Below are 21,053 nucleotides of genomic sequence, written 5' to 3' on the forward strand. Positions count from 1 at the left end.
CCCCCCCCCCCCCCCCCCCCCCCCCCCCCCCCCCCCCCCCCCCCCCCCCCCCCCCCCCCCCCCCCCCCCCCCCCCGCTGCGCAGCGGCTGTATCAGCGACACCGACAGGTGCTGCACCACGCCCCCGCCGCTCACCGCCATCTCGATCAGCGATTCCACATGGTCCATCGCCACCGCGCCGCGCGGCGTGGTGGTGAACGGCTGGCCATCCTGCTGGAAGACCCACGGCCGCAGTTGGCGGGCCTTGGGATAGACGAAATTCAGGCAAGGGATATCGTTCAGGTCATCGGGATGCTGCGGCCGGCCGTGGCGCGCGATGAACTCCGGCGAAGCGCAGCAGATGTAGCGGTTCTTGAAAACGCTGCGCGCCACCAGGCCGGAATCGGGCAGCTCGCCGATGCGCAGCATCACGTCCACGCCCTCGTCCACCATGTCGATCAGGCGGTCGTTGGCGCTCAGGCGCACACTCAGCTCGGGATACGCAGCCAGGAAGCCCGGCAGCGCCGGCGCCACGAACTGGCGCGCCAGGATGTCCGGCATGTCGACTCGCAGCATGCCGCGCGGCGCTTGGTGGGCGTCGCTCATACTGCTTTCCAGCTCCTCCATTTCCTCCAGCAGCCGGCGCGCCTGTTCGACGCAGCGGCGGCCCTCGTCGGTCAACGACATGCTGCGCGTGGTGCGGTTCAGCAGCTTGACGCCGAAATGCGTCTCCAGCACGCCGATCTGGTGGGTCACGGACGATGTTGAAATCCCCAGCTTGGCGGCCGCCCGGCTGAAGCCCCCGGCATCGACGACGGCGCAAAAAACCTTGAGGGCATCCAGACGGTCCACGTTCTCTCCTTGTTCTGGCCTGATTATCCACGATTCCGGGATACTGAATGCGGCGCGGCCCACTTTTTCCCGCCGCCGCCCGGCCGCAGAATAGCTCCATCAACCCATCACCAAGGAGCAGCACCATGAACACCATGCAAGCCGTCGTACTGAACACCTCAGGCGCATCGCTGTCGGACCAGCGGATCGCCCGCCCTGTCGCCGCCGCCGGCCAGGTGCTGGTGCGCGTGATCGCCAGCGGCGTCAATCCGCTCGACGCCAAGATCGCCGCCGGCAAGGCCGACCACGCCCAGATCCAGCTGCCCGCCGTACTAGGCATCGACATCGCCGGCATCGTCGACAGCGTCGGCGACGACGTGCAGGGCTTTGCCGCCGGCGACCGCGTCTTCGGCATGACGGGCGGCATAGGCAAGGTGCAAGGCTCGCTGGCGCAGTACGCGGCGGTGGATGCCCGCCTGCTGGCGCATATGCCGCCGCAGTTGACGATGCGCGAAGCGGCCGCCCTGCCGCTGATCTTCATCACGGCATGGGAAGGCCTGGTCGACCGCGCCCGCGTCGGCGAAGGAATGAAGGTGCTGGTACACGGCGGCGCCGGCGGCGTCGGCCACATGGCGGTGCAACTGGCGGCGGCGCGTGGCGCGCTGGTCTACGCCACCGGCAGCGCAGACCAACGCGAGGCCATCGAAAAAATGGGCGCGACCTTCATCGACTATCGAAACACCAGCGTCGAACAATACGTCCAGCAGCACACCGACGGCGAAGGTTTTGACGTGGTCTACGACACGGTGGGTGGCGCCACGCTGGACGCCTCGTTCCGCGCCGCGCGCCAGTACGGCGGCCACGTGGTGAGCTGCCTGGGCTGGGGCACGCATGCTCTGGCGCCGCTGTCGTTCCGTGCCGCGACCTATTCCGGCGTGTTCACGCTGCTGCCGCTGTTGACCGGCAAAGGTCGCGCCAGTCACGGTGCGATCATGAAGGAAGCCGGTGCGCTGGTCGCCGCCGGCAAGTTGAAAGTGGCCTTGGACGCCGGCGTCTACACGCTGGATGCGGCCAGCGTCACCGCTGCCCACACCGCGCTGGCCGAAGGCACGGCGCGCGGCAAGGTGGTGGTGCAGGTCGCCGACATTTAAGGCTTGAGCGTGTCGGCCTCGCCGAACGAGGCCGGCGGCGCGAATTGCATGCCCGGATTGGCGAACATCTTCACCGGCCGGGTGCTGGTGTTCTTGATGAAGCCGAACTGGCCGGGGTCATACTGGAACTGCCCTGCTTCGTTGACGATGGAGATGCCGCCGGCGCTGACATGGACATGCAGGCCCGGCTCCAGCCCGGGCGAAGGCTCCGCATCGCCCTTGCCGGTCAGGTATTCGAGGAAGAAGGTGGTGCCGCGTATGCCGATGGTGGCGCTGGGCGTCTTCATCGCGAACTTGTCCTTGTTACGCTTGCCGAGGATGCCGGTCAGCGAACGCAGCCCGCCTTTGACCAAAGTGAAGGCCGCGCGGTCGCCTTCCGGTTTGTCGCCGTCGAAGGTGAACTGGTCGACGACGACGGTGGTGCCGGGCTTCAGTGTCAATTCGCTGTTGTCGATGAAGCGCACCATCGCCCAAGAGCCGGCGGCGGTGGCCAGCGTGTCGCCGCTCTCCACTTCCGATTGCGCCTTGAGCGGCTTGACCGCACCGGATGGCGAACGCGCCGTCATCGGGCCGCTGGCCTGCACCACCACGCCCGCCACCTGCGCAGCAACCGCCAGCGCCGCGCAACTCCACAACAGCAGCGCCGCCAATGCATCCCTGATCGACATGAATCACCCATCCGAAATTTGAACAGGTCTTTATACCATGCCCGGAACTCAGGCCGCCAGCGCCTGCTCCTGATAGAACGGATAGTCGGTGTAGCCTGCCGCCGAGCCGCCGAAGAAGCTCTCGCGGTCGTAGTCGTTCAACGGCCAGCCGTTGCGGAAGCGCTCCGGCAGGTCCGGGTTGGCGATGAAGTGGCGGCCGAAGGCTACCAGGTCGGCGTCGCCCGCTGCGAGGATGGCGTCTGCCGATTGCTGGTCGAAGCCACCGGCGGCGATGATAACGCCGGCGTAGTGCTTGCGGATCAGTCGCGCGGCCAGCGGCGCCTGGCTGCGGGTCTCGTCCTCGATATTGCCGGCGATGCGGGGCTCGATCAGGTGCAGGTAGGCCAGCTTCAACGCCGACAGCTGTTCCGCCACATAGGTGAACAAGCCTTCTGGATCCGTGTCCGACATATCGCCCCAGCTGCCGCTTGGGCCGATGCGCACCGCCACCTTGTCGCTGCCCCAGACCGAGATCACGGCCCTGGTGGCGTCAATCAGGAAACGGGCACGGTTTTCAAACGAGCCGCCGTAGATGTCGGTGCGCTGGTTGCTGCCGTCTTGCAGGAACTGGTCGAACAAGTAGCCGTTGGCCGCATGCAGCTCAACGCCGTCGAAGCCGGCCTCCTTGCCACGGATGGCGGCCAGGCGGAAGCTCTCGACCAGACCTTCGATTTCGGCGATCGTCAAGGCGCGGTTGGGCGTGTTCGGCACCCAGCCTTCGGTGGTGTAGGCCACGCCGCCGTGCGGCACTTCGGATGGGCCGACCGGGATGCTGCCGGCAGGCTGCACATCTTTGTTCGACTGGCGGCCAGCGTGATACAGCTGCAGGAAGATCTTGCCGCCATTGGCGTGCACGGCGTCCGTGATCAGCTTCCAACCGGCGATCTGGCTGTCGTCGTACAGGCCGGGCGCGCCGAGGTAGCCGTTGCCGTTTTCAGCGGCGATCGTGGCTTCGCCGATCAGCAGGCCGCCCTGCGAGGCGCGCTGGGCATAGTATTCGGCCATCAGCGGACCAGGCTCGGCGCCGGCTTCGGCGCGCATGCGGGTCAGCGGCGCCAGCACCACGCGGTGGTTGAAGGTGTAAGGACCGACTGCTACAGGGGACATCAGGTTTTTCATGATTTGCTCACTTGGTTAGGGATACAGCCAATGTAAGGGATGACGATCAAAAGAAAAATAGCTTGCAATTCCCAAGATATCGGACAAATACTTCCGTAATAGCCTTTTCAACGAGAGTCACCCTATGGATAGCCTGAGCGGCATTTCGATGTTCGTCACCGTCGCCGAGACGCGCAGCTTCACCAAGGCCGGCGCGCAGCTGGGCGTGTCCTCGTCGGCCGTCGGCAAGGGCATCGCCCGCATGGAGGAGCGGCTGGCGGTGCGGCTATTCCACCGCAGCACCCGCAGCATCACACTGACCGCAGAAGGCGCGCTGTTCCTGGAACGCTGCCGGCGCATCCTCAGCGAAGTAGAGGCGGCGGAAGCGGAACTGTCGGAGATGTCCGGCACGCCCAGCGGCCGCCTGCGCGTCAGCACCCCGCAGCTCACCGGCCTGGTGATGCCGACGCTGACCGGCTTCATGCGCCGCTATCCGGACATCGCGCTGGAAATCGACCTGTCCGAGCGCATGGTCGACATCATCGAAGAAGGCTACGACGCCGTGATCCGCACCGGCACCCATCACGATTCGCGCCTGGCCTCGCGCCGCATCGGCGCTTGCCCGCAGGTGGTGGTGGCATCGCCCGGCTACCTGGCCAGGCACGGCACGCCGTCGCATCCGCGCGAGCTGGCGGCGCACCACTGCCTGCTGCACAAGTTCCCCGCCACCGGCCGCATCGAACGCTGGCCGTTCAAGCTGGCGGCGGACGAGTCGGAGCCGCAGTTGAAGGAGCGCATGACCTGCAGCACCGTCGAAGCGATCACCTATGCGCTGCTGCAAGGCGAGGGCATCGCCTTCCTGCCCACCTTCATCATCGAGGATGAGCTGAAGGACGGCCGCCTGGACATCATCCTGGTCGATTACATGGAACAGACGGTGACGTTTTCGATGCTGTGGCCAGCCAGCCGTTACGCCTCGCCCAAGCTGCGGGTATTCATCGATTACGTAGTGCAGAACATGCGCATCTCAAGTACGTATTGAACTCGCCGCCGGCGATTGACTTCCAACGCGACATCCCCAACTATAGCGGGATGCGCAAACCGCCCGCCGCCGCCGACCTGTGGCAAGACTTCCACCCCGCCGTGGCGGCATGGTTTCGCTCGGCCTTCGCCTCGGCGACGGAGGCGCAGCGAAGGGCCTGGCCGCTGATCCAGGGCGGCAGGCCGACGCTGATCGCCGCCCCCACCGGCTCAGGCAAGACGCTGACCGCCTTCCTGGCCGCCATCGACGCGCTGGTGGCCGAAAGCGCCGGGGCTCCCCTGCCCGACGAATTGCGGGTGCTGTACGTGTCGCCGCTGAAGGCGCTGTCCAACGATATCCGCCTCAATTTGCTGGCGCCGCTGGACGGCATCAGCCGCGAGCTGGCCGCGATGGGGCTGGCCGACCACGGCATCCGCAGCGCCGTGCGCACCGGCGACACCACCCAGGCCGAACGCAACGCCATGCGCCGCCGCGCGCCGCACATCCTGGTGTCGACACCGGAATCGCTGTACGTGTTGCTGGGCTCCGACAGCGGCCGCGCCATGCTATCGACCGTGCGCACGGTGATCGTCGATGAGATCCACGCGGTGGCCGGCAGCAAGCGTGGCAGCCACCTGGCCCTGAGCCTGGAACGGCTCGACGCCTTGTGCGCTCAGCCGCCGGTGCGGGTGGGCTTGTCGGCCACGCAGAAGCCGCTGTCGCTGGTGGCGCAGTTCCTGGTCGGCGCCGGCGGTGATTGTGCGGTGGTCGATGTCGGCCATGTGCGCGCACGCGACCTGGGCCTGGAGCTGCCGCCGGTGCCGCTGGAGGCGGTCATGGCCAACGAGGTATGGGAGCGCGTCTACGACCGCCTGGCCGAACTGTCGGTGCTGCATAAGACCACGCTGGTGTTCGTCAACACGCGGCGCATGGCCGAGCGCATGGCGCGCCACCTGGGCGAGCGGCTCGGCGTGGAACTGGTGGCGGCGCACCACGGCAGCCTGGCCAAGGAATACCGGCTCGACGCCGAACAGCGCCTCAAGCGCGGCGAGCTGCGCGTGCTGATCGCCACTGCCTCGCTGGAACTGGGCATCGATATCGGCGACGTCGATCTGGTGTGCCAGATCGGCTCACCCAGGAATATCGCCTCGCTGTTGCAACGCGTCGGCCGCTCGGGCCATCAGGTGGGCGGCCTGCCAAAGGGCCGCCTGTTCCCCACCTCGCGCGATGACCTGATCGAATGCGCGGCGCTGCTGGACTGTGTGCGCCGCGATGAGCTGGACCTGCTGCATATTCCATCCGCGCCGCTGGACGTACTGGCGCAGCAGATCGTCGCCGAAGTGGCTTGCCGCGAATGGAGCGAGGTCGAACTGTTCGACATGGTGCGCCGCGCCTCACCCTACGCTCAACTGGAGCGCGGCAGCTACGACGCCGTGATCCGCATGCTGTCCGAAGGTTACGCGGGCCGCAACGGCGTGCGCGGCGCCTATCTGCACCGCGACACGGTGGCTGGTGCGCTGCGCGGCCGGCGTGGCGGCAAGCTGACCGCCGTCACCTCCGGCGGCACCATACCGGACAACGCCGACTACACGGTGGTGCTGGAACCGCAGGGCCAGATGGTCGGCACGGTGCATGAAGACTTCGCCGTCGAGAGCCTGGCCGGCGATGTTTTCCAGCTCGGGAATACGTCGTACCGCATCCAGCGCATCGAGGCGGGCAAGGTGCGGGTGGAGGATGCGCATGGCGCGGCGCCCAATATCCCGTTCTGGCTGGGCGAGGCGCCGGGCCGCAGCGACGAACTGTCGATGGGCGTGGCGCGCCTGCGCGGAGAGATCGAGCGGCAACTGGCCGGCATCCCGGATGCGGCCCCGGACGGCGCGGCCGCCATCGAACGCGCCGTCGATTGGCTGTTCGAGCATCTCGGCCTGGCCGATGACGCCGCGCGCCAGATCGTCGAATACCTGGCCCGTTCTCGCGCGGCACTGGGCGCCCTGCCCACCCGCGACACGCTGGTGATGGAGCGCTTCTTCGACGAATCGGGCGGCATGCAGCTGGTGCTGCACTCGCCTTTCGGCAGCCGCATCAACCGCGCCTGGGGACTGGCGCTGCGCAAGCGCTTCTGCCGCAGCTTCAATTTCGAATTACAGGCGGCGGCCACCGAGGACGCCATCGTGCTGTCGCTGTCGACCGCGCACAGCTTCCCGCTGGACGAGGTGTGGCGCTACCTGCGTTCGACCACCGCCGAGCACATACTGATCCAGGCGCTGCTCGACGCGCCGCTGTTCAACGTGCGGTGGCGCTGGAACGCCACCACAGCGCTGGCCTTGCCGCGCTACGCCGGCGGCCGCAAAGTAGCACCGCAATTGCAGCGCATGAAAAGCGACGACTTGCTGGCCTCCGTCTTCCCCGACCAGGCGGCGTGCCTGGAAAATATCGTCGGCGAGCGCGAGCTGCCGAGCCATCCACTGGTCGACCAGACGCTGGACGACTGCCTGCACGAAGCCATGGACTGCGAGGGTTGGCTGGCCCTGCTGCGCCGCATGGAAGCAGGCGACGTGACGCTGATCGCGCGCGACCTGCCGGCCCCCTCGCCGCTGGCGATGGAGATCCTTAACGCCCGCCCCTACACCTTCCTCGACGACGCGCCGCTGGAGGAGCGCCGCACGCAGGCCGTCATCAACCGGCGCTGGACCGATCCCGCCTCCACCGACGACCTGGGCGCACTCGATGCCGGCGCCATCGCCAGCGTAGCGGAGGAAGCCTGGCCGAGTGTGCGCAACGCCGACGAGATGCACGAGGCCTTGATGTCGCTGGCCTGCATCACGCATGCGGAGGCGTCTTCCAACGACGGCTGGCCCGTCTGGCTGGATGCGCTGGCCGCTGGCGGACGGGCGACGCGCATGCGCGGCGATGCAGCGGCGACGGCGACGGCGATCACGACCGCGACGGCAGGCAGCATCGACTTCTGGGTGCCGCTGGAACGCCTGGCCTGCCTGCAGGCCACCTATCCGCAGGCGCACTCCACGCCGCAGCTGATCGTCCCCGCCGACGCAAACCGCGATGCCGATGGCGGCTGGACCTCTGATGCCGCGCTAGTCGAAATCCTGCGCGCGCGGCTGAGCGGCTTCGGCCCGCAGCCGGTGGCCGCCATCGCCGGCTCGCTTGGCCTGACAACCGGCGCCGCCACCATCGCCCTCATGCAACTGGAAGGCGAAGGCTATGTGATGCGCGGCCGCTTCTCGCCCGGCGCCAAAACGGAAGAATGGTGCGAACGCCATCTGCTGGCGCGCATTCACCGCTACACCATCAAAAGCCTGCGGCGCGAGATCGAACCGGTGGAGCGCCAGGACTTCATGCGCTTCCTGTTCGACTGGCAGCACCTGTCGCCGGACACCCAGCTGCAAGGCGAGGAATCGCTGCCGCTGCTGCTGGCCCAACTGGAAGGCTACGAAGCCGGCGCCGGTGCGTGGGAAAGCGATCTGCTGTCGCTGCGCATGCAGGACTATTCGAAATCCTGGCTCGATGACCTGTGCCGCAGCGGCAAACTGGTTTGGACGCGCATCGGCGCGCCGTCCAGCGCCGCCGGAGGGCCGGTGCGCAATACGCCGCTGGTGCTGCTGCCGCGCCGTCAACTGGGCTTGTGGCACGCGCTGCCGGCGGTGGCCGGCGAGATCGAAGTATCGCCACGCGCCGCGCGCGTGCTCGACGCGCTGCGACGCGACGGCGCCATGTTCTTCGACGAACTTGTGCACGATGCGCGCCTGCTGCCGGTGGAACTGGAAAACACGCTGGGTGAACTGGTGGCGACGGGACTGGTCAACGCCGACAGCTTCGCCGGACTGCGCGCCATGCTGCTACCGGCGAACAAAAAATCCAGCAACGACAAGCGCCGCCACCGGGGCGCAGGCGCCGCGCCGACCATGGAGGAAGCCGGCCGTTGGGCGCTGGTGCGGCGCGGCGACGGTGTAACCATCCGCGAGCGGGTCAGCGAGATCGCCCAAGCCATCTCCGGCAGCGCCGACATCGCCGTCGCCCGCGCCGCGCCGCCGATCCGCAAACCACGCACCGATCCCGAAACACTGGAGCACATCGCCATGACGCTGCTGCGCCGCTACGGCGTGATGTTCTGGCGGCTGCTGGAACGCGAAGCCGCCTGGATGCCGTCGTGGCGCGAGCTGCTGCCGGTCTACCATCGCCTCGAAGCGCGCGGAGAGATACGCGGTGGCCGCTTCATCGCCGGCCTGTCCGGCGAACAGTTCGCGCTGCCCGAGGCCATCCCGCTGCTGCGCGACGTACGCCGCCGCAAGCACGACGGCAGCCTGGCATGCGTCTCCGGCATCGATCCGCTCAACCTGTGCGGCACGCTGCTACCCGGCGACAAAGTCCCCGCGCTGGCCGGCAACCGCATCCTGTTCCGCGACGGCCTGCCGGTAGCTACCATGGCGGCCGGAAAATTCAACTACCTGTACCAGCCTTCCGCCGAAGAACGGGAAGTGCTGCACGGGGCACTGGTGCACACATGAACACCAGCGCGCAGACAGGCTGCGACAAAGCCATCGCGCTGGCTGCCCAACCATGCCCGCAAACCCGGACCGTCGATCATCCGCGCATGGTGCTGGCCACCACCATCCTCGCCTCCAGCCTGGCCTTCATCGACGGTTCGGTGGTCAATGTCGGGCTGCCCGCCATCGGCCGCAGCCTGGGCACGGGCGGCTCGGGGCTGTCGTGGATTGTGAACGGCTACCTGCTGCCGCTCAGCGCCTTGCTGCTGTTGGGCGGCGCGGCCGGCGACCGTTTCGGCAAGCGCCTGCTGCTGTTGATCGGCGTGGCCGTGTTCGCGCTGGCTTCGCTGCTGTGCGCCTTCGCGCCGTCGCTGCCGCTGCTGGTGGCGGGACGCATCCTGCAAGGCGTGGGCGCGGCGCTGCTGATGCCCAACAGCCTGGCCATCCTCGGCACCCATTTTGAAGGCGAGGCGCGCGGCCGGGCGATCGGCATCTGGGCGGCGGTGGGCGCGGCGGCCGGTGCGCTCGGTCCTTTGCTGGGCGGCTGGCTGATCGACATCGTCGGCTGGCGCGCCATCTTCCTCATCAACCTGCCGCTGGCTGCGGCCGCGCTGTACCTTGGTCTGCGCTACCTGCGCGACGAAAACGGTGCTGCGCCGGTGGCGCTGGACCTGCCCGGAGCCGCGCTGGCCAGCCTGGGACTTGCCGGCCTGACGTGGGGTCTGACGGTAGCCTCCAGCGCCGAAGGCGTGGGCTGGCAACCACTGCTCGCCATCGCCGGCGGTGTGCTGGCCTTGATCGTCTTCCTGCGGATAGAACAGCACGCCGGCGACCATGCGATGCTGCCGTTGTCGCTGTTCTCCTCGCATAGTTTCAGCGGCCTCAATCTGATGACCTTCCTGCTGTACGGCGCGCTGGGGGCCTTGCTGTTGCTGGTGCCGTTTGTTCTGATCGAATTCGACCACTATTCCGCCAGCATGGCCGGCGCCGCGCTGCTTCCACTGCCGGTGGTGATCGCAGTGGCCTCGTCGACGATGGGCCGCATCGCCGGCAAGATCGGCGCGCGGCTGCCGTTGACGGTTGGGCCCATCGTTGTCGCGGGCGGTTTTCTGCTATCCATGCGCATCGGCGGCGGCAGCTACTGGACCACCACGCTGCCGGCGATGCTGGTCATCGCCATCGGCATGGCGATCGCGGTGGCGCCGCTGACCACCGCCGTGCTGTCGTCGGTGGACGCGGGCCACAGCGGCGTGGCCTCCGGCTTCAACAGCGCGGCGGCGCGTGCGGGCGGCTTGTTCACCACCGCGCTGCTGGGCATGGTGCTTGGTTCGCACGGCGCGGCGCTGCTGGCGTCCTTCCATATCGCGGCGCTGGCGTGCGCCGCAACGGCCCTGGCCAGCGCCGCTTGCGCCTACTATACCGTCCGCTGAAGATCGAGAAGCGCTGCACCTCGCGCTGGTGCATGCCTATGTTCCCGATATGCGGCCGCCAACGTCCGCAAGGCTTCCCGAGAACGTTGATCCGACAAGGTCGAATGCAGCATGATCCGGGACGAAGGCAACTCCGGCAATCCAAACAGCTGACCGACCTCGATCACGTCCGCCGGCGCGAGTCGGCAGGAAAACGGGGCGACCGCCAGTCCCGCCGAAACGGCCGCCACAACAGCGGCGCCGCCGCCCACAAAGACTTCAACCCATGCTATTCCTGCGCCATTCAACGCGCGCGTGGCGATATCGCGTACACCGCAACCGGGGGCCAAGGCCGCCAGTCGCAGCGGCTCCCCGGACCGTTGATTGAAACCCGGCGCGGCGAACCAGCCGAAATGCTCCGGTCCGAGATCCTCACCATTGCGACGGTCGTCTTCCTGCCGCACGATCACCGCATCCAGTTCGCCGTTGTCGAAGGCATCGAGCAGGCTGCGGGAGTTTTCCAGTCGTACTTCAATGGTCAAGGCAGGGTCGCGTTCATTCAGGCGCGCCAGCAAAGTCGGTACCTCCGGCCCAGCCACATGGGCGGCGATGCCAAGCCGGAAACGCCGGCGCTCGGAGGACAGCGAGGTCATTGCGCGATCATGCGCGGCGATAAAGTCGCGTGCTGCATTGAGGAAGACCGCCCCCTGCGCCGACAGCCGCACCAGCCGCGGCGTGCGCTCGATCAGCTTGTGGCCCAGCCGCTCTTCCAGGCGTTTCAACTTCACGCTGATGGCGCCTTGCGTCGTGCCCAGGGCTTCCGCCGCCTTGGTGAAACTCTGAAAGTCGGCAATCGTGACGAACGCCTGCACCCCCTCCACGTCCAGTGCCACTCTGATCATCATCTATCCTGATTTGTTGTCTCTGATATACCCAATCATAGCATTGTGGAATAGATGAGTCTTCCCTACTATCCCTCCAGAAGTCGCCGTTCATTCCAGTTTTTTAGAAAGTTGCCCATGTCTGTCACCCCTTTACGCCAGGGCACGCTTGCCTTCGCCGCCGTTTGTTTGTCCGCCTTGATGCTGGGCTTGGAAATTTCCAGCGTGCCGCCGATCCTGTCCACCATCGAGCGCGTCATGGGCGCCAGCTTCCGGCAGCTCCAGTGGGTCATGGCTTCCTACACCATCGCCATGACGACCATCCTGATGGCCGTCGGCACGCTGGCCGACCGCTATGGCCGCAAACGCATGTTCACCATCGGCATCGTGGCGTTCGGCATCACGTCGCTGGTCTGCGGACTGACCGGCAGTGCCGCCGTGCTGATCGTCGCCCGTTTTTTCCAGGGGATGAGCGCGGCGATGATGTTGATCTGCCAGATCGCCATCCTGTCCACCCAGTTCCGGGACGGACGCGAACGCGGCAACGCTTTCGCGTGGTGGGGCATTGTGTTCGGCGCCGGCCTGGGCTTTGGTCCCATCATCGGTGGCGCCATCCTGGCATGGTCCAGTTGGGAATGGGTGTTCCTGGTTCACGGCGTGCTGGCCGTCATCACGTATTGCTTGACCCGCGCGGGCGTGCAGGAATCGCGCGATCCGCAGGCCGGCAAGTTGGACCTGGCCGGGATCGCGACGCTGTCGCTGGCGGTGTTCTGCCTGGTGCTGTTCGTCACGCAAGGACCCGTGCTCGGCTTCACCAGCCTGCCCGCGCTCGGCATCATCGCGCTGTCGTTCGCGAGCTTCGTCGGCTTCATCATTGCGGAAAAAACCAGCCGCCGGCCCATGATCGACTTCTCGGCTTTTAAGAGCCGCAATTTTTCCGGGGCGCTGCTGGGTTCGATGGGAATGAACTTCAGCTTCTGGCCGTTCATCATTTACCTGCCGATCTATTTCCACGTCGGGCTGGGCTACGACAGCGTGCATACCGGACTGGCCCTGTTGGCCTACACCCTGCCCACGCTATTCGTTCCGCTGGCGGCGGAGCGCCTGTCGCGGCGCTACCAGTCGGGCATCGTGATTCCGCTGGGACTGTCGATCATCGGGCTGGGCTTCGTGCTGATGAAGATCGGCAGCCTGTCCACGCAACCGGGCTCGCTGATCTTGCCGGGATGCGTGCTGGCAGGCATCGGCCTGGGCCTGACCAACACCACCGTCACCAATACCATCACGGCGTCGGTATCGGCAGAACGCGTGGGCATGGCGTCGGGCGCGGACACCAGCGCCAGAATGATTTCGCTCGCCTTCAACATTGCCTTGATGGGATGCCTACTGGTGGAGGGCATCATCGCTCATCTGCGCAAGACCTTGAACGTAGCGGAGAGCGACGGCCTGCGGCTGTTTGCGGAGAAGATCGCCGCCGGCGACGTGACGAACGCTGCTCTCTTCTCCCACGCTGCGGCAACTGGTGACGGCATCAATGCAGCGTTGGTATCCGGCTTTGGCAACGTGATGACGTATGGCGCGATCAGCGTTTTTCTACTGGCTGCCAGCAGCTACCTCGTCTTCTCGGCCGAACCTGGCCGCCGGCAGTGCAAAGGCTATTTGTAGACGGTGCGATGGCGTACAGAGCGCACGGCGGTTCCTGCTTACGCTGCAGGACGACAATTCAACCATCGAAGGAATCGCCATGCGCCTGCCCCTGATCGCCCCGCAAGACCTGAGCCCCGAACAAAAGCCGCTGTACGACAATATGCGCAAAGGCATCACCAGCAACTTCAACGATTTTATTGCCGTGCGCGAGGACGGCGCCCTGATGGGGCCGTGGAACCCGTGGCTGCACGAGCCGGGTATCGGCAAGGCGATCTGGGACCTGACGCTGGCAATGACCGCCAACGCCACGCTGCCCGACAACGCGCGTCAGATCGCCATCCTGGTGGTCGGCGCCAGTTATAACGCGGCTTATGAAATCTACGCCCACATCGCCGTCGCCGAGCGCGAAGGCATGTCGGCCGAACGCCTGGCCACGCTGGTGGCGGACGTCAAGCCGGCGGACCTGAGCAAGGAAGAAAGCGTGGCCTACGACATGGCCTATGCGCTGAGCCGCGGCGGCACGCTGCCTGAACCCTTGTACCGCCTGGCCGTCAGCACCTTCGGCCAGCACGGCGCCAATGAGCTGATCTACCTGGTCGGCCTGTATGCGCTGGTGTCGGTCACGCTGAACGGCTTCAACGTGCCGGTGCCGGAACGCGAGTAAATTGGATGCCTGGCTTAGGCCCCGAAAAAATCCGATAGCCAGGCGCCAACGGCGACCGACAGCGCAGCGCCGACAGCAATCAACACCAGCGGCATGGCAACGAGCATCAGCATAACAGTCATCCCGCTCGCATACAGCAGTTTGCCAATGTCAGCGCCTAACACCATGCATTGATGCACGGAGCCTTCGTCAACCTGACAGCCCAGCATTTGGGCTGTCACGGTGGTCAGCAGAGACAGGACAACGACCATCCCCGCGTATCCAAAGCCAAGCAACAAGGCAGCGCCAAATGCTTGGGCTGCGAGTGATTTTCCGAACATTGCATACGCCTTTTGCAGACGGGGCCGAAGCGTTCAGCATAGCAGTATTGCGGGGAGGGAAATTCACGGATATTCACACAGGGTTACTCCACTTGACCTTCTCACCCAGGTAAATATATACTTCGTATACGTTTCGTATATTAGGATTAAAAATGGGCATTGTGAACATCGACGAAGACCTGCACGACCAAATCCGCAAAGCGAGTGCGGTCGTGTGCCGGTCCATCAACGCGCAAGCGGCCTTCTGGATCAAGGTGGGCATGTTGAGCGAAATGAATCCTACGCTGACTTTCAACGAGATCATTGCGCGCGAGCTCCGGGCTGCGGGGGTCGAGACGCAGGTTGGCAGGAGTCTGGCGGCATGACCAAGCGCCCGGAAGAAATCGCGTTGATGGCGGAATCGGGCAAGCTGCTGGCCAGCGTATTCGGCCGTTTGGACCAGTTGAACCTGATCGGCATGTCCACCATGGAGGTCAACGACATGGTCGATAGCTTCATCGTCAATGAACTCAATGCGCGTCCCGCCAGCAAGGGACAGTATGGCTATGCCTATGCGCTGAACTCCTCCCGCAACAGCGTGGTGTGCCACGGTGTTCCATCTCCGGGCGATATCTTGCAGAGCGGGGATATCGTGAACTTCGATATCACGCTGGAGAAGAACGGCTTCATCGCCGATTCCAGCAAAACCTATCTGGTCGGCGATGTGCCGCCCTTGGCCAAGCGGCTGGTGCAAGTGACGTATGAAGCCATGTGGATGGGAATCAACACTGTCCGTCCCGGCGCCAGGCTGGGTGACGTCGGCCATGCGATCCAACGGCACGCCCGACGCAACGGCTATTCGGTCGTCAGGGAATACTGCGGGCACGGCATCGGCCGCGAAATGCACGAACCTCCGCAAGTACTCCATTGGGGAAAACCAAAGACCGGCCTGGTACTACGGGAAGGCATGGTGTTCACCATCGAGCCCATGCTGAACCAGGGCAGCCGCGCCGTGCACACCGAAGACGATGGCTGGACAGTCGTCACGACAGACGGCAAATTATCCGCGCAGTTCGAGCATACGGTGGCCGTGACACGCAACGGGGTACAAGTCTTGACGCTGCGCCCTGGCGAAAGGTCGCTGAACTAAAGCCTACTTGTAATCGTCCGGCGTCAGCGTGTACTTCTGCATCTTGTAGTACAGCGTTTGCTTCGGCACGCCCAGCGCGGTGCTCACTTCGGTGACGCTGCCGCTGGCCCTGCGCAACTCCTGTTCGATGACGGCGCGCTCGAAGCAGCCCACCTGCTCCGCCAGCGGCAACGGCGCCATGCTGCGCGCCGACAGCAGGCCGTCTGCGCCGCTCGACAATCCCAGCACGAAGCGTTCGGCGATATTGCGCAGCTCACGCACATTGCCCGGCCAGTCGTGCGCCATCAACGCTTGCATCAGCGGTCCCGGCACCGGCGGCGCGCTGCGCTTGTAGCGCGCGGCGGCGCCCAGCAGGAAGTGCTCGAACAGCAGCGGGATGTCCTCGCGCCGCTCGCGCAGCGGCGGCAGGTTCAGCACGATCAGGTTCAGGCGGTAGTACAAATCGCTGCGGAACTTCTGCTGGTCCGACCATTCCTTCAGGTCGACCTTGGCCGCCGCGATCACCCGCACGTCCACCGGCACCGGGCTGTTGGAACCCAGCCGCTCCACATAGCGCTCCTGCAGCACGCGCAGCATCTTCACTTGCAGCGCCATCGGCAGGCTTTCGATCTCGTCGAGGAACAGCGAGCCGCCGTCGGCGTGCTCGATCTTGCCGATCTGGCGCTTGCCCGCGCCGGTGAAGGAGCCCGACTCGTGGCCGAATACCTCGCTCTCGAAGATGGTCTCCGGGATGGCGCCGCAATTGAGCGCGACGAAATGGCGCTGGTGGCGGCGGCTGAACTGGTGCAGGCAGCGCGCCACCATTTCCTTGCCGGTGCCGGTTTCGCCGTAGATCAGCACGTCGGCCGGCTCGTCGGCCAGGTCCAGGATCAGGCGGCGCAGGTCGCGCATCGCGGCCGAATCGCCCAGCAACGTCGCTTCGATGCCCTCGCCGTGTTCGATGCGGTGGCGCAGCGCGGCCACTTCCAGCACCAGCCGCCGGGTTTCCATCGCGCGCTGCACCACATCGGTCAGCTGCTCCGACGAATACGGCTTGGCGATGAAGTCGTAGGCGCCGTCGCGCATGGCGCCTACGGCCATGGTGATGTCGCCGTGGCCCGTCACCAGCACCACCGGCAGTTGCGCGTCGATGGCTTTGACGGCGGCCATGAATTCCAGCCCGCTCATGCCGGGCAGGCGCACGTCGCTCACCACCACGCCGTCGAATCCGGGCGTGATCAGGGGCAGCGCCTGTTCGGCGGTATGAAAGGCTTGCACCTCGATGCCCGCCAGGTCCAGCGCCTGCGCGCTGCCGGCGCGCACGGTGGCGTCGTCTTCGATCAATAATACTTTCATGCGGTCTCCTGCTGCGCAATGGGCAACTCAATGATAAACCGGGCGCCGCCCGCGGTCGTGGATTCGGCCAGTAGCTGGCCGCCAAATTCGCGGATGATCTGCTCGGATATCGCCAGTCCAAGGCCGAGGCCCTGCCCTTGCGGTTTTGTTGTGAAAAATGGTTCGAATAAATGATTGCGGACCGATTCCGGTATGCCCGGCCCCGTGTCCGAGACGGCGATCATCGCCTTGTTGAAACTGCTGGTCACGCTGACGGTCAGCTGGCGCACTTCACAGCCGGCCATGGCGTCGAGCGCGTTGCCGAACAGGTTGACCAGCACCTGCTCCAGCCGGTTGCTGTCGCACAGCGCATGCACGTCCTGGCTCAGCATCGACATACGGAAGTTGACCCGCTCCTGCTCCACCCGCCGCTCCACCAGGAACAGCGCGGCGGTGATCGCGGCCGCCACCGGCACCGGCTTGAGGCTGGCGTCGGCCTTGCGGGCGAACTGGCGCAGCTGGCCGGTCAGCGCGCCCATGCGGCCGACCAGTTCCGAAATGGTGGTCAGGTTGCCCTTGGCTTCGTCCAGGCGGCCGCGCTCGATCAGCACGCGGGCGTTGTCGGACATGGTGCGCAGCGCCGTCAGCGGCTGGTTCAGTTCGTGCGTGATGCCGGCCGACATCTGCCCCAGCACCGCCATCTTGCCCGCCTGCACCAGCTCGCTCTGCGCCAGCCGCAGTTTCTGCTCGGCCTGGCGGCGCACGACGTTTTCCTCGCTCAGGTTGTGCGTCATCTGTTGCAGGCTGGCGGTGCGCTCGGCCACCATGGTTTCCAGGTGGTCGTAGGCGCGCTGCAAGTCCACCCGGGCGCGCTGGCGTTGCCGTCCCAGCCGGCGGCGCTGGCGGGCGTACAGCACCAGCATCAGCAGCAGTGCCTCCGACAGCAGCGTGAAGATGAAGGCGTTGCGGGCGCTGGCCTCGGCCGGCGCCAGGTCGGACAGGTAGACGAACTGCCATTTGCGCGGCGCCAGCGAACGGGTCTGGCTCAGCATGCGCGCATGTCCGGCCGGCGACGGCGTGGCGACGATGGCGGCGCCGTTGTCGAGCTTGCGCAGTTCGCGCATGCCTAATGGCAGCAAGGCGTGCGAGAAATACTGGCGCGACACTTGCAGCTCCTGCAACACCTCCGGTGCCAGCGGCGCCAGCGTGCGGTATTTCCAGTCCTGCACCGAGCTGAGGAAGACGACCCCGTGCGCATCGGTCAGCATCACCTTGTCGGCGCCCTGTACCCAGCCGCTTTCCAGCGTCTCGATGTTGACCTTGACGGTGGCCACGCCCAACATGCGGCCGTTGTGATAAATGCCGTGCGCGAAGAAGTAGCCCGGCTCGCCGCGCGTGGTGCCGACACCGTAGAAGCCGCCCGGCGTGCGCCGCAGCGCGTCGCGCACGTAGGGACGGAAGGCGACGTTGTCGCCGACGAAGCTGTCCGGCTCGCGCCAGTTGCTGGACGCCTGGGTCAGGCCTTGCAGGTTGACGATGTAGATGGTGGTGGAGCGGGACAGGCGGTTGACCTGTTCCAGGTAGGCGTTGACCTCGGCGCGCACGGCTTCATCGCCAGGCCGCTGCAACAGGGCGATGACGTCCTTGTTCAGTTCCAGCGTGCCGGGCAGGAAGTCATATTTGGACAGCAGGTTCTCCAGGCTGACGGCGTAGCTGTCGAGCCGCTGCGCGCCGGCCAGGCGCAGCTTTTCGGTGGCGGCGTTTTCGGTCCAGCGCCAGGCCAGCACCGCCACCGCGAGGCAGCACAGCAGCACCAGCACCCACGGCGCGACTCGGCGCAGCAGCCGGCGGCCCGGCCGTGACGGCAAGTCGGTCTGCGGTGCTGCTGCTGCCATAAACTCCCCTGTTGTTATCGTAGTTTCATCCGCTCACATTAAAACACATGGCGCACGCCGAGGTTGAATCCGGTTGTACCGGTGCCGGTGTCGGTCGCGGTGCCGACGTGGAAATTGGCGCCGTTGCGGTTGATGATGTGGCCGTACGCAGTGTACAGGTCGGTACGCACCGACAGCGGATGCAGATAGCCGACCGCCGCCTGGCGCGAGCGCTGGTGCGCGGCGCTATCGTCGCGATGGTCGATGTAGGAGGCCAGGAACTTGCCCGCGCCCACCGCCACGCTCACGCCCAGCAGCGCATCGCGGCTGGTGACGCCGAGCAGGTCCTGGTTACGCGAGTAGGCCGCGTGGCCGGTCACGCCGTCGATGCGGTAGCGTCCGGCCAGCATGGTGTAGCGGGTGTGGGCGGTGGCCAGGGCGTTGTCGCGCTGGTGATGCGCCAGTACCAGGCTCAGCGGGCCGTTGTCGTAGCTGGCGGAGGCGCCGATGCTGCGGTTCTTGGCGCTGTCGCCGGCCGTCTCACCGAAGCCGTACATCACGTCGGCCGAGAAGCCTTGGTAGCGCGGCGTGATGTATTCGACCGAGTTGTCGACCCGGGTGCTCGGGAAGAACAGGTTCTGCGCATTGCCCGCGAAGCCGGTGACGAAGGGATCGGCCACATCGCGCAGGGCCTTGTAGTACGGCATGTACTGGCGTCCCATGCTGACCGCGCCGGCCTTGCCGGACAGGCAGACATAAGCCTGGCGGCCGAACAGCAGGCCGCCCTGCCCGGCGGCGCCGGTGTCGATGGTAAAGCCGTTTTCCAGCACGAAGCCGGCGGCCATGCCGCCGCCCAGGTCTTCCTTGCCCTTGAAGCCGATGCGCGAGCCGGAGCCCACGCCGCTGCTGATGTTTTGCATGTTGCCAGCGACGCCGCCGCGCTCCAGCACCAGGCCGGCGTCGGCCACGCCGTACACGCTCACACTCGATTGCGCTTGCGCTACCGCCGACACCAAACCCAGCGCCAGCGCGCCGATGACATACTTTTGCATCTTTCAGTCTCCTCTAATTATTCTTCAAGCCGCGCGCATCGTGGCGACGACAGGTTGTTCCACTTCTTCTTCCAAAGCACCTTCCCACTTGGCGACCACGGCGGTCGCGACCGCGTTGCCGACCGCGTTGGTGGCGGAGCGGCCCATGTCCAGGAACTGGTCGATGCCCATCAACAGCAGCAGGCCCGCTTCCGGAATATGGAACTGGTTCAGCGTGGCGGCGATCACCACCAGCGAGGCGCGCGGCACGCCGGCGATGCCTTTGGAAGTCACCATCAGCAACAGCAGCATGGTGATCTGGGTGCCCAGCGACAAATCGATGCCGTAAGCCTGGGTGATGAACAGCACGGCGAAGGTGCAGTACATCATCGAGCCGTCCAGGTTGAAGGAATAGCCCATCGGCATGACGAAGCTGGAAATCTTGCGTTGCACGCCGAACTGGTCCAGCGCCACCAGCAGTTTCGGATACGCCGCTTCCGAACTCGCGGTCGAGAACGCCAACAGGAAAGGTTCGCGGATCAGGACCATCAGGCGGAACACGCGCTTGCCGATGAAGGCGAAGCCGCCCAGGATCAGCAACGCCCACAGGCACACCAGGCCGAGGTAGAAGCCGCCCATGAACTTGGCGAAGGTGGCCAGGATGCCCAGGCCGTTGGTGGTGATGACCGAAGCCATCGCGGCGAACACGGCCAGCGGGGCCAGGTTCATGATGGCGCCGGTGATGCGCAACATCACCTGGGCCAGCTGGTCGATCACGGCGGTCAGCTTGGCGCCGGCTTCACCCATGGCGCTCAGCGCGCTGCCGAAGAAGATCGAGAACACCAGCACTTGCAGGATCTCGTTATTGGCCATCGCCTCGATCGGCGACTTCGGCACCATGTGGCTGACGAAGTCCTTCAGCGTGAAGGCTGCGGTTTTCAGGCCGGTGGCGGCATCGACCGGCGGCAGCGGCAGGCCCAGGTGGCTGCCCAGCTGCATGAAGTTCGACAGCACCATGCCCAGCGTCAGCGACACCAGCGAAGCGATCACGAACCAGCCCATGGCCTTGATGCCGACCCGGCCGGCCGCCTTGGCGTCGCCCATGTGGGCAATACCGACCGTCAACGTGGAGAACACCAGCAGCGAAATGATCATCTTGATCAGACGGAGGAACACGTCGGTGACGATCGAGATGTGGTTGGCGATGTCGGTGCTGAGCGCCTTGTCAGGGAAGGTGTAGTGGCAGGCATAACCGACCAGCACGCCGAGTACCATGGCGATCAGGATGTAGAGTGTTAATGGACGTTTCTTTTTCACTTGGCTTCTCCAGTTTTTGTTGTCATCACCGCTCAGCATGCACCGGCGGGTGTGGGCTACTTAGCAATGGCTGTGCCAGCCTTTGACAAACAAAAATTCGGAAGCAAGTCCTTGATTCTAAATATAATTCATTTTGGAAACATTTGACGGGGTGCCGCAAGCGTCCCGAAATCCAAAC

The 21,053-nt window shown here is 65.5% G+C and carries 17 protein-coding genes; 8 read left to right on the plus strand and 9 right to left on the minus strand.

Going from position 1 to position 21,053, the window contains the following annotated elements:
* Positions 1-831 (minus strand): LysR family transcriptional regulator (locus V6M89_RS27145; RefSeq protein WP_332856135.1); only part of this gene is annotated, 831 nt, incomplete at its 3' end.
* Positions 832-956: 125 nt separating this feature from the next.
* On the opposite strand from V6M89_RS27145, the gene V6M89_RS27150 reads away from it, so the two are divergent.
* Positions 957-1,961, plus strand: a complete 1,005-nt coding sequence (locus V6M89_RS27150; RefSeq protein ID WP_332856136.1) for a zinc-dependent alcohol dehydrogenase family protein — start codon at positions 957-959, stop codon at positions 1,959-1,961.
* On the opposite strand, the gene V6M89_RS27155 is transcribed toward V6M89_RS27150, so the two are convergent.
* Positions 1,958-2,629, minus strand: a complete 672-nt coding sequence (locus V6M89_RS27155) for a FecR family protein (protein WP_332856137.1) — start codon at positions 2,627-2,629, stop codon at positions 1,958-1,960. The genes V6M89_RS27150 and V6M89_RS27155 overlap by 4 nt on opposite strands.
* A 48-nt stretch (positions 2,630-2,677) precedes the next feature.
* Positions 2,678-3,787, minus strand: coding sequence for an alkene reductase (locus V6M89_RS27160; protein ID WP_332856138.1), 1,110 nt, complete (start codon positions 3,785-3,787; stop codon positions 2,678-2,680).
* A 124-nt stretch (positions 3,788-3,911) separates the two neighbouring features.
* Between V6M89_RS27160 and V6M89_RS27165 the strand changes: the two genes are divergently transcribed.
* Genes V6M89_RS27165 through V6M89_RS27175 form a run of 3 tightly spaced genes read left to right on the plus strand, consistent with a single transcriptional unit; the run spans position 3,912 to position 10,719 of the window.
* Positions 3,912-4,808: a LysR family transcriptional regulator gene (locus V6M89_RS27165; protein WP_332856139.1), complete on the plus strand. Its 897-nt coding sequence runs from the start codon at positions 3,912-3,914 to the stop codon at positions 4,806-4,808.
* A 50-nt stretch (positions 4,809-4,858) separates the two neighbouring features.
* Positions 4,859-9,310, plus strand: coding sequence for a DEAD/DEAH box helicase (locus V6M89_RS27170; protein ID WP_332856140.1), 4,452 nt, complete (start codon positions 4,859-4,861; stop codon positions 9,308-9,310).
* Complete coding sequence (locus V6M89_RS27175) at positions 9,307-10,719, plus strand: MFS transporter (RefSeq protein ID WP_332856141.1); 1,413 nt, start codon at positions 9,307-9,309, stop codon at positions 10,717-10,719. Before V6M89_RS27170 ends, V6M89_RS27175 begins: the two co-directional genes overlap by 4 nt.
* Here the strand turns inward: V6M89_RS27175 and V6M89_RS27180 are convergent.
* Complete coding sequence (locus tag V6M89_RS27180; protein ID WP_332856142.1) at positions 10,704-11,603, minus strand: LysR family transcriptional regulator; 900 nt, start codon at positions 11,601-11,603, stop codon at positions 10,704-10,706. The two genes, V6M89_RS27175 and V6M89_RS27180, sit on opposite strands and share 16 nt — an antisense overlap.
* 114 nt (positions 11,604-11,717) lie before the next feature.
* Here V6M89_RS27180 and V6M89_RS27185 point away from each other — a divergent pair, with 114 nt between their 5' ends.
* Positions 11,718-13,244: an MFS transporter gene (locus V6M89_RS27185; protein ID WP_332856143.1), complete on the plus strand. Its 1,527-nt coding sequence runs from the start codon at positions 11,718-11,720 to the stop codon at positions 13,242-13,244.
* 79 nt (positions 13,245-13,323) lie between these two features.
* Positions 13,324-13,890, plus strand: coding sequence for a carboxymuconolactone decarboxylase family protein (locus tag V6M89_RS27190; protein WP_332856144.1), 567 nt, complete (start codon positions 13,324-13,326; stop codon positions 13,888-13,890).
* A 14-nt stretch (positions 13,891-13,904) separates the two neighbouring features.
* On the opposite strand, the gene V6M89_RS27195 is transcribed toward V6M89_RS27190, so the two are convergent.
* On the minus strand, positions 13,905-14,210 hold the full coding sequence (locus V6M89_RS27195) for a hypothetical protein (RefSeq protein WP_332856145.1): 306 nt from the start codon (positions 14,208-14,210) through the stop codon (positions 13,905-13,907).
* Positions 14,211-14,362: 152 nt separating this feature from the next.
* On the opposite strand from V6M89_RS27195, the gene V6M89_RS27200 reads away from it, so the two are divergent.
* Together V6M89_RS27200 and map are read left to right on the plus strand one after the other, a co-directional pair.
* Entirely contained in the window at positions 14,363-14,575 is a 213-nt protein-coding gene (locus V6M89_RS27200) for a ParD-like family protein (protein WP_332856146.1), read from the plus strand.
* The gene (gene map / locus V6M89_RS27205) at positions 14,572-15,339 is read left to right on the plus strand and encodes a type I methionyl aminopeptidase (protein WP_332856147.1); all 768 of its coding nucleotides are present in this window, start codon (positions 14,572-14,574) and stop codon (positions 15,337-15,339) included. The genes V6M89_RS27200 and map overlap by 4 nt, the downstream gene beginning before the upstream one ends.
* Before the next feature lie 3 nt (positions 15,340-15,342).
* On the opposite strand, the gene V6M89_RS27210 is transcribed toward map, so the two are convergent.
* Genes V6M89_RS27210 through V6M89_RS27225 form a run of 4 tightly spaced genes read right to left on the minus strand, consistent with a single transcriptional unit; the run spans position 15,343 to position 20,875 of the window.
* Positions 15,343-16,674 carry a sigma-54-dependent transcriptional regulator gene (locus tag V6M89_RS27210; protein WP_332856148.1) on the minus strand — a complete coding sequence of 444 codons (1,332 nt, stop codon included), beginning with the start codon at positions 16,672-16,674 and terminating at the stop codon, positions 15,343-15,345.
* Positions 16,671-18,548, minus strand: coding sequence for a sensor histidine kinase (locus tag V6M89_RS27215; protein ID WP_332856149.1), 1,878 nt, complete (start codon positions 18,546-18,548; stop codon positions 16,671-16,673). The genes V6M89_RS27210 and V6M89_RS27215 overlap by 4 nt, the downstream gene beginning before the upstream one ends.
* 38 nt (positions 18,549-18,586) lie before the next feature.
* On the minus strand, positions 18,587-19,579 hold the full coding sequence (locus V6M89_RS27220) for a porin (RefSeq protein WP_332856150.1): 993 nt from the start codon (positions 19,577-19,579) through the stop codon (positions 18,587-18,589).
* A gap of 24 nt (positions 19,580-19,603) precedes the next feature.
* Positions 19,604-20,875: a dicarboxylate/amino acid:cation symporter gene (locus V6M89_RS27225; protein ID WP_332856151.1), complete on the minus strand. Its 1,272-nt coding sequence runs from the start codon at positions 20,873-20,875 to the stop codon at positions 19,604-19,606.
* Positions 20,876-21,053 lie beyond the last annotated feature (178 nt).

The organism is Duganella sp. S19_KUP01_CR8, assembly GCF_036688705.1.
In the GTDB taxonomy this organism is placed as follows: Bacteria; Pseudomonadota; Gammaproteobacteria; order Burkholderiales; family Burkholderiaceae_D; genus Rugamonas.

Coding starts and splice junctions, on each gene's coding strand:
- V6M89_RS27150 (WP_332856136.1), top strand. CDS start 957: ATGAACACCATGCAAGCCGTCGTACTGAACACCTCAGGCGCATCGCTG.
- V6M89_RS27155 (WP_332856137.1), bottom strand. CDS start 2,629: ATGTCGATCAGGGATGCATTGGCGGCGCTGCTGTTGTGGAGTTGCGCG.
- V6M89_RS27160 (WP_332856138.1), bottom strand. CDS start 3,787: ATGAAAAACCTGATGTCCCCTGTAGCAGTCGGTCCTTACACCTTCAAC.
- V6M89_RS27165 (WP_332856139.1), top strand. CDS start 3,912: ATGGATAGCCTGAGCGGCATTTCGATGTTCGTCACCGTCGCCGAGACG.
- V6M89_RS27170 (WP_332856140.1), top strand. CDS start 4,859: ATGCGCAAACCGCCCGCCGCCGCCGACCTGTGGCAAGACTTCCACCCC.
- V6M89_RS27175 (WP_332856141.1), top strand. CDS start 9,307: ATGAACACCAGCGCGCAGACAGGCTGCGACAAAGCCATCGCGCTGGCT.
- V6M89_RS27180 (WP_332856142.1), bottom strand. CDS start 11,603: ATGATGATCAGAGTGGCACTGGACGTGGAGGGGGTGCAGGCGTTCGTC.
- V6M89_RS27185 (WP_332856143.1), top strand. CDS start 11,718: ATGTCTGTCACCCCTTTACGCCAGGGCACGCTTGCCTTCGCCGCCGTT.
- V6M89_RS27190 (WP_332856144.1), top strand. CDS start 13,324: ATGCGCCTGCCCCTGATCGCCCCGCAAGACCTGAGCCCCGAACAAAAG.
- V6M89_RS27195 (WP_332856145.1), bottom strand. CDS start 14,210: ATGTTCGGAAAATCACTCGCAGCCCAAGCATTTGGCGCTGCCTTGTTG.
- V6M89_RS27200 (WP_332856146.1), top strand. CDS start 14,363: ATGGGCATTGTGAACATCGACGAAGACCTGCACGACCAAATCCGCAAA.
- map (WP_332856147.1), top strand. CDS start 14,572: ATGACCAAGCGCCCGGAAGAAATCGCGTTGATGGCGGAATCGGGCAAG.
- V6M89_RS27210 (WP_332856148.1), bottom strand. CDS start 16,674: ATGAAAGTATTATTGATCGAAGACGACGCCACCGTGCGCGCCGGCAGC.
- V6M89_RS27215 (WP_332856149.1), bottom strand. CDS start 18,548: ATGGCAGCAGCAGCACCGCAGACCGACTTGCCGTCACGGCCGGGCCGC.
- V6M89_RS27220 (WP_332856150.1), bottom strand. CDS start 19,579: ATGCAAAAGTATGTCATCGGCGCGCTGGCGCTGGGTTTGGTGTCGGCG.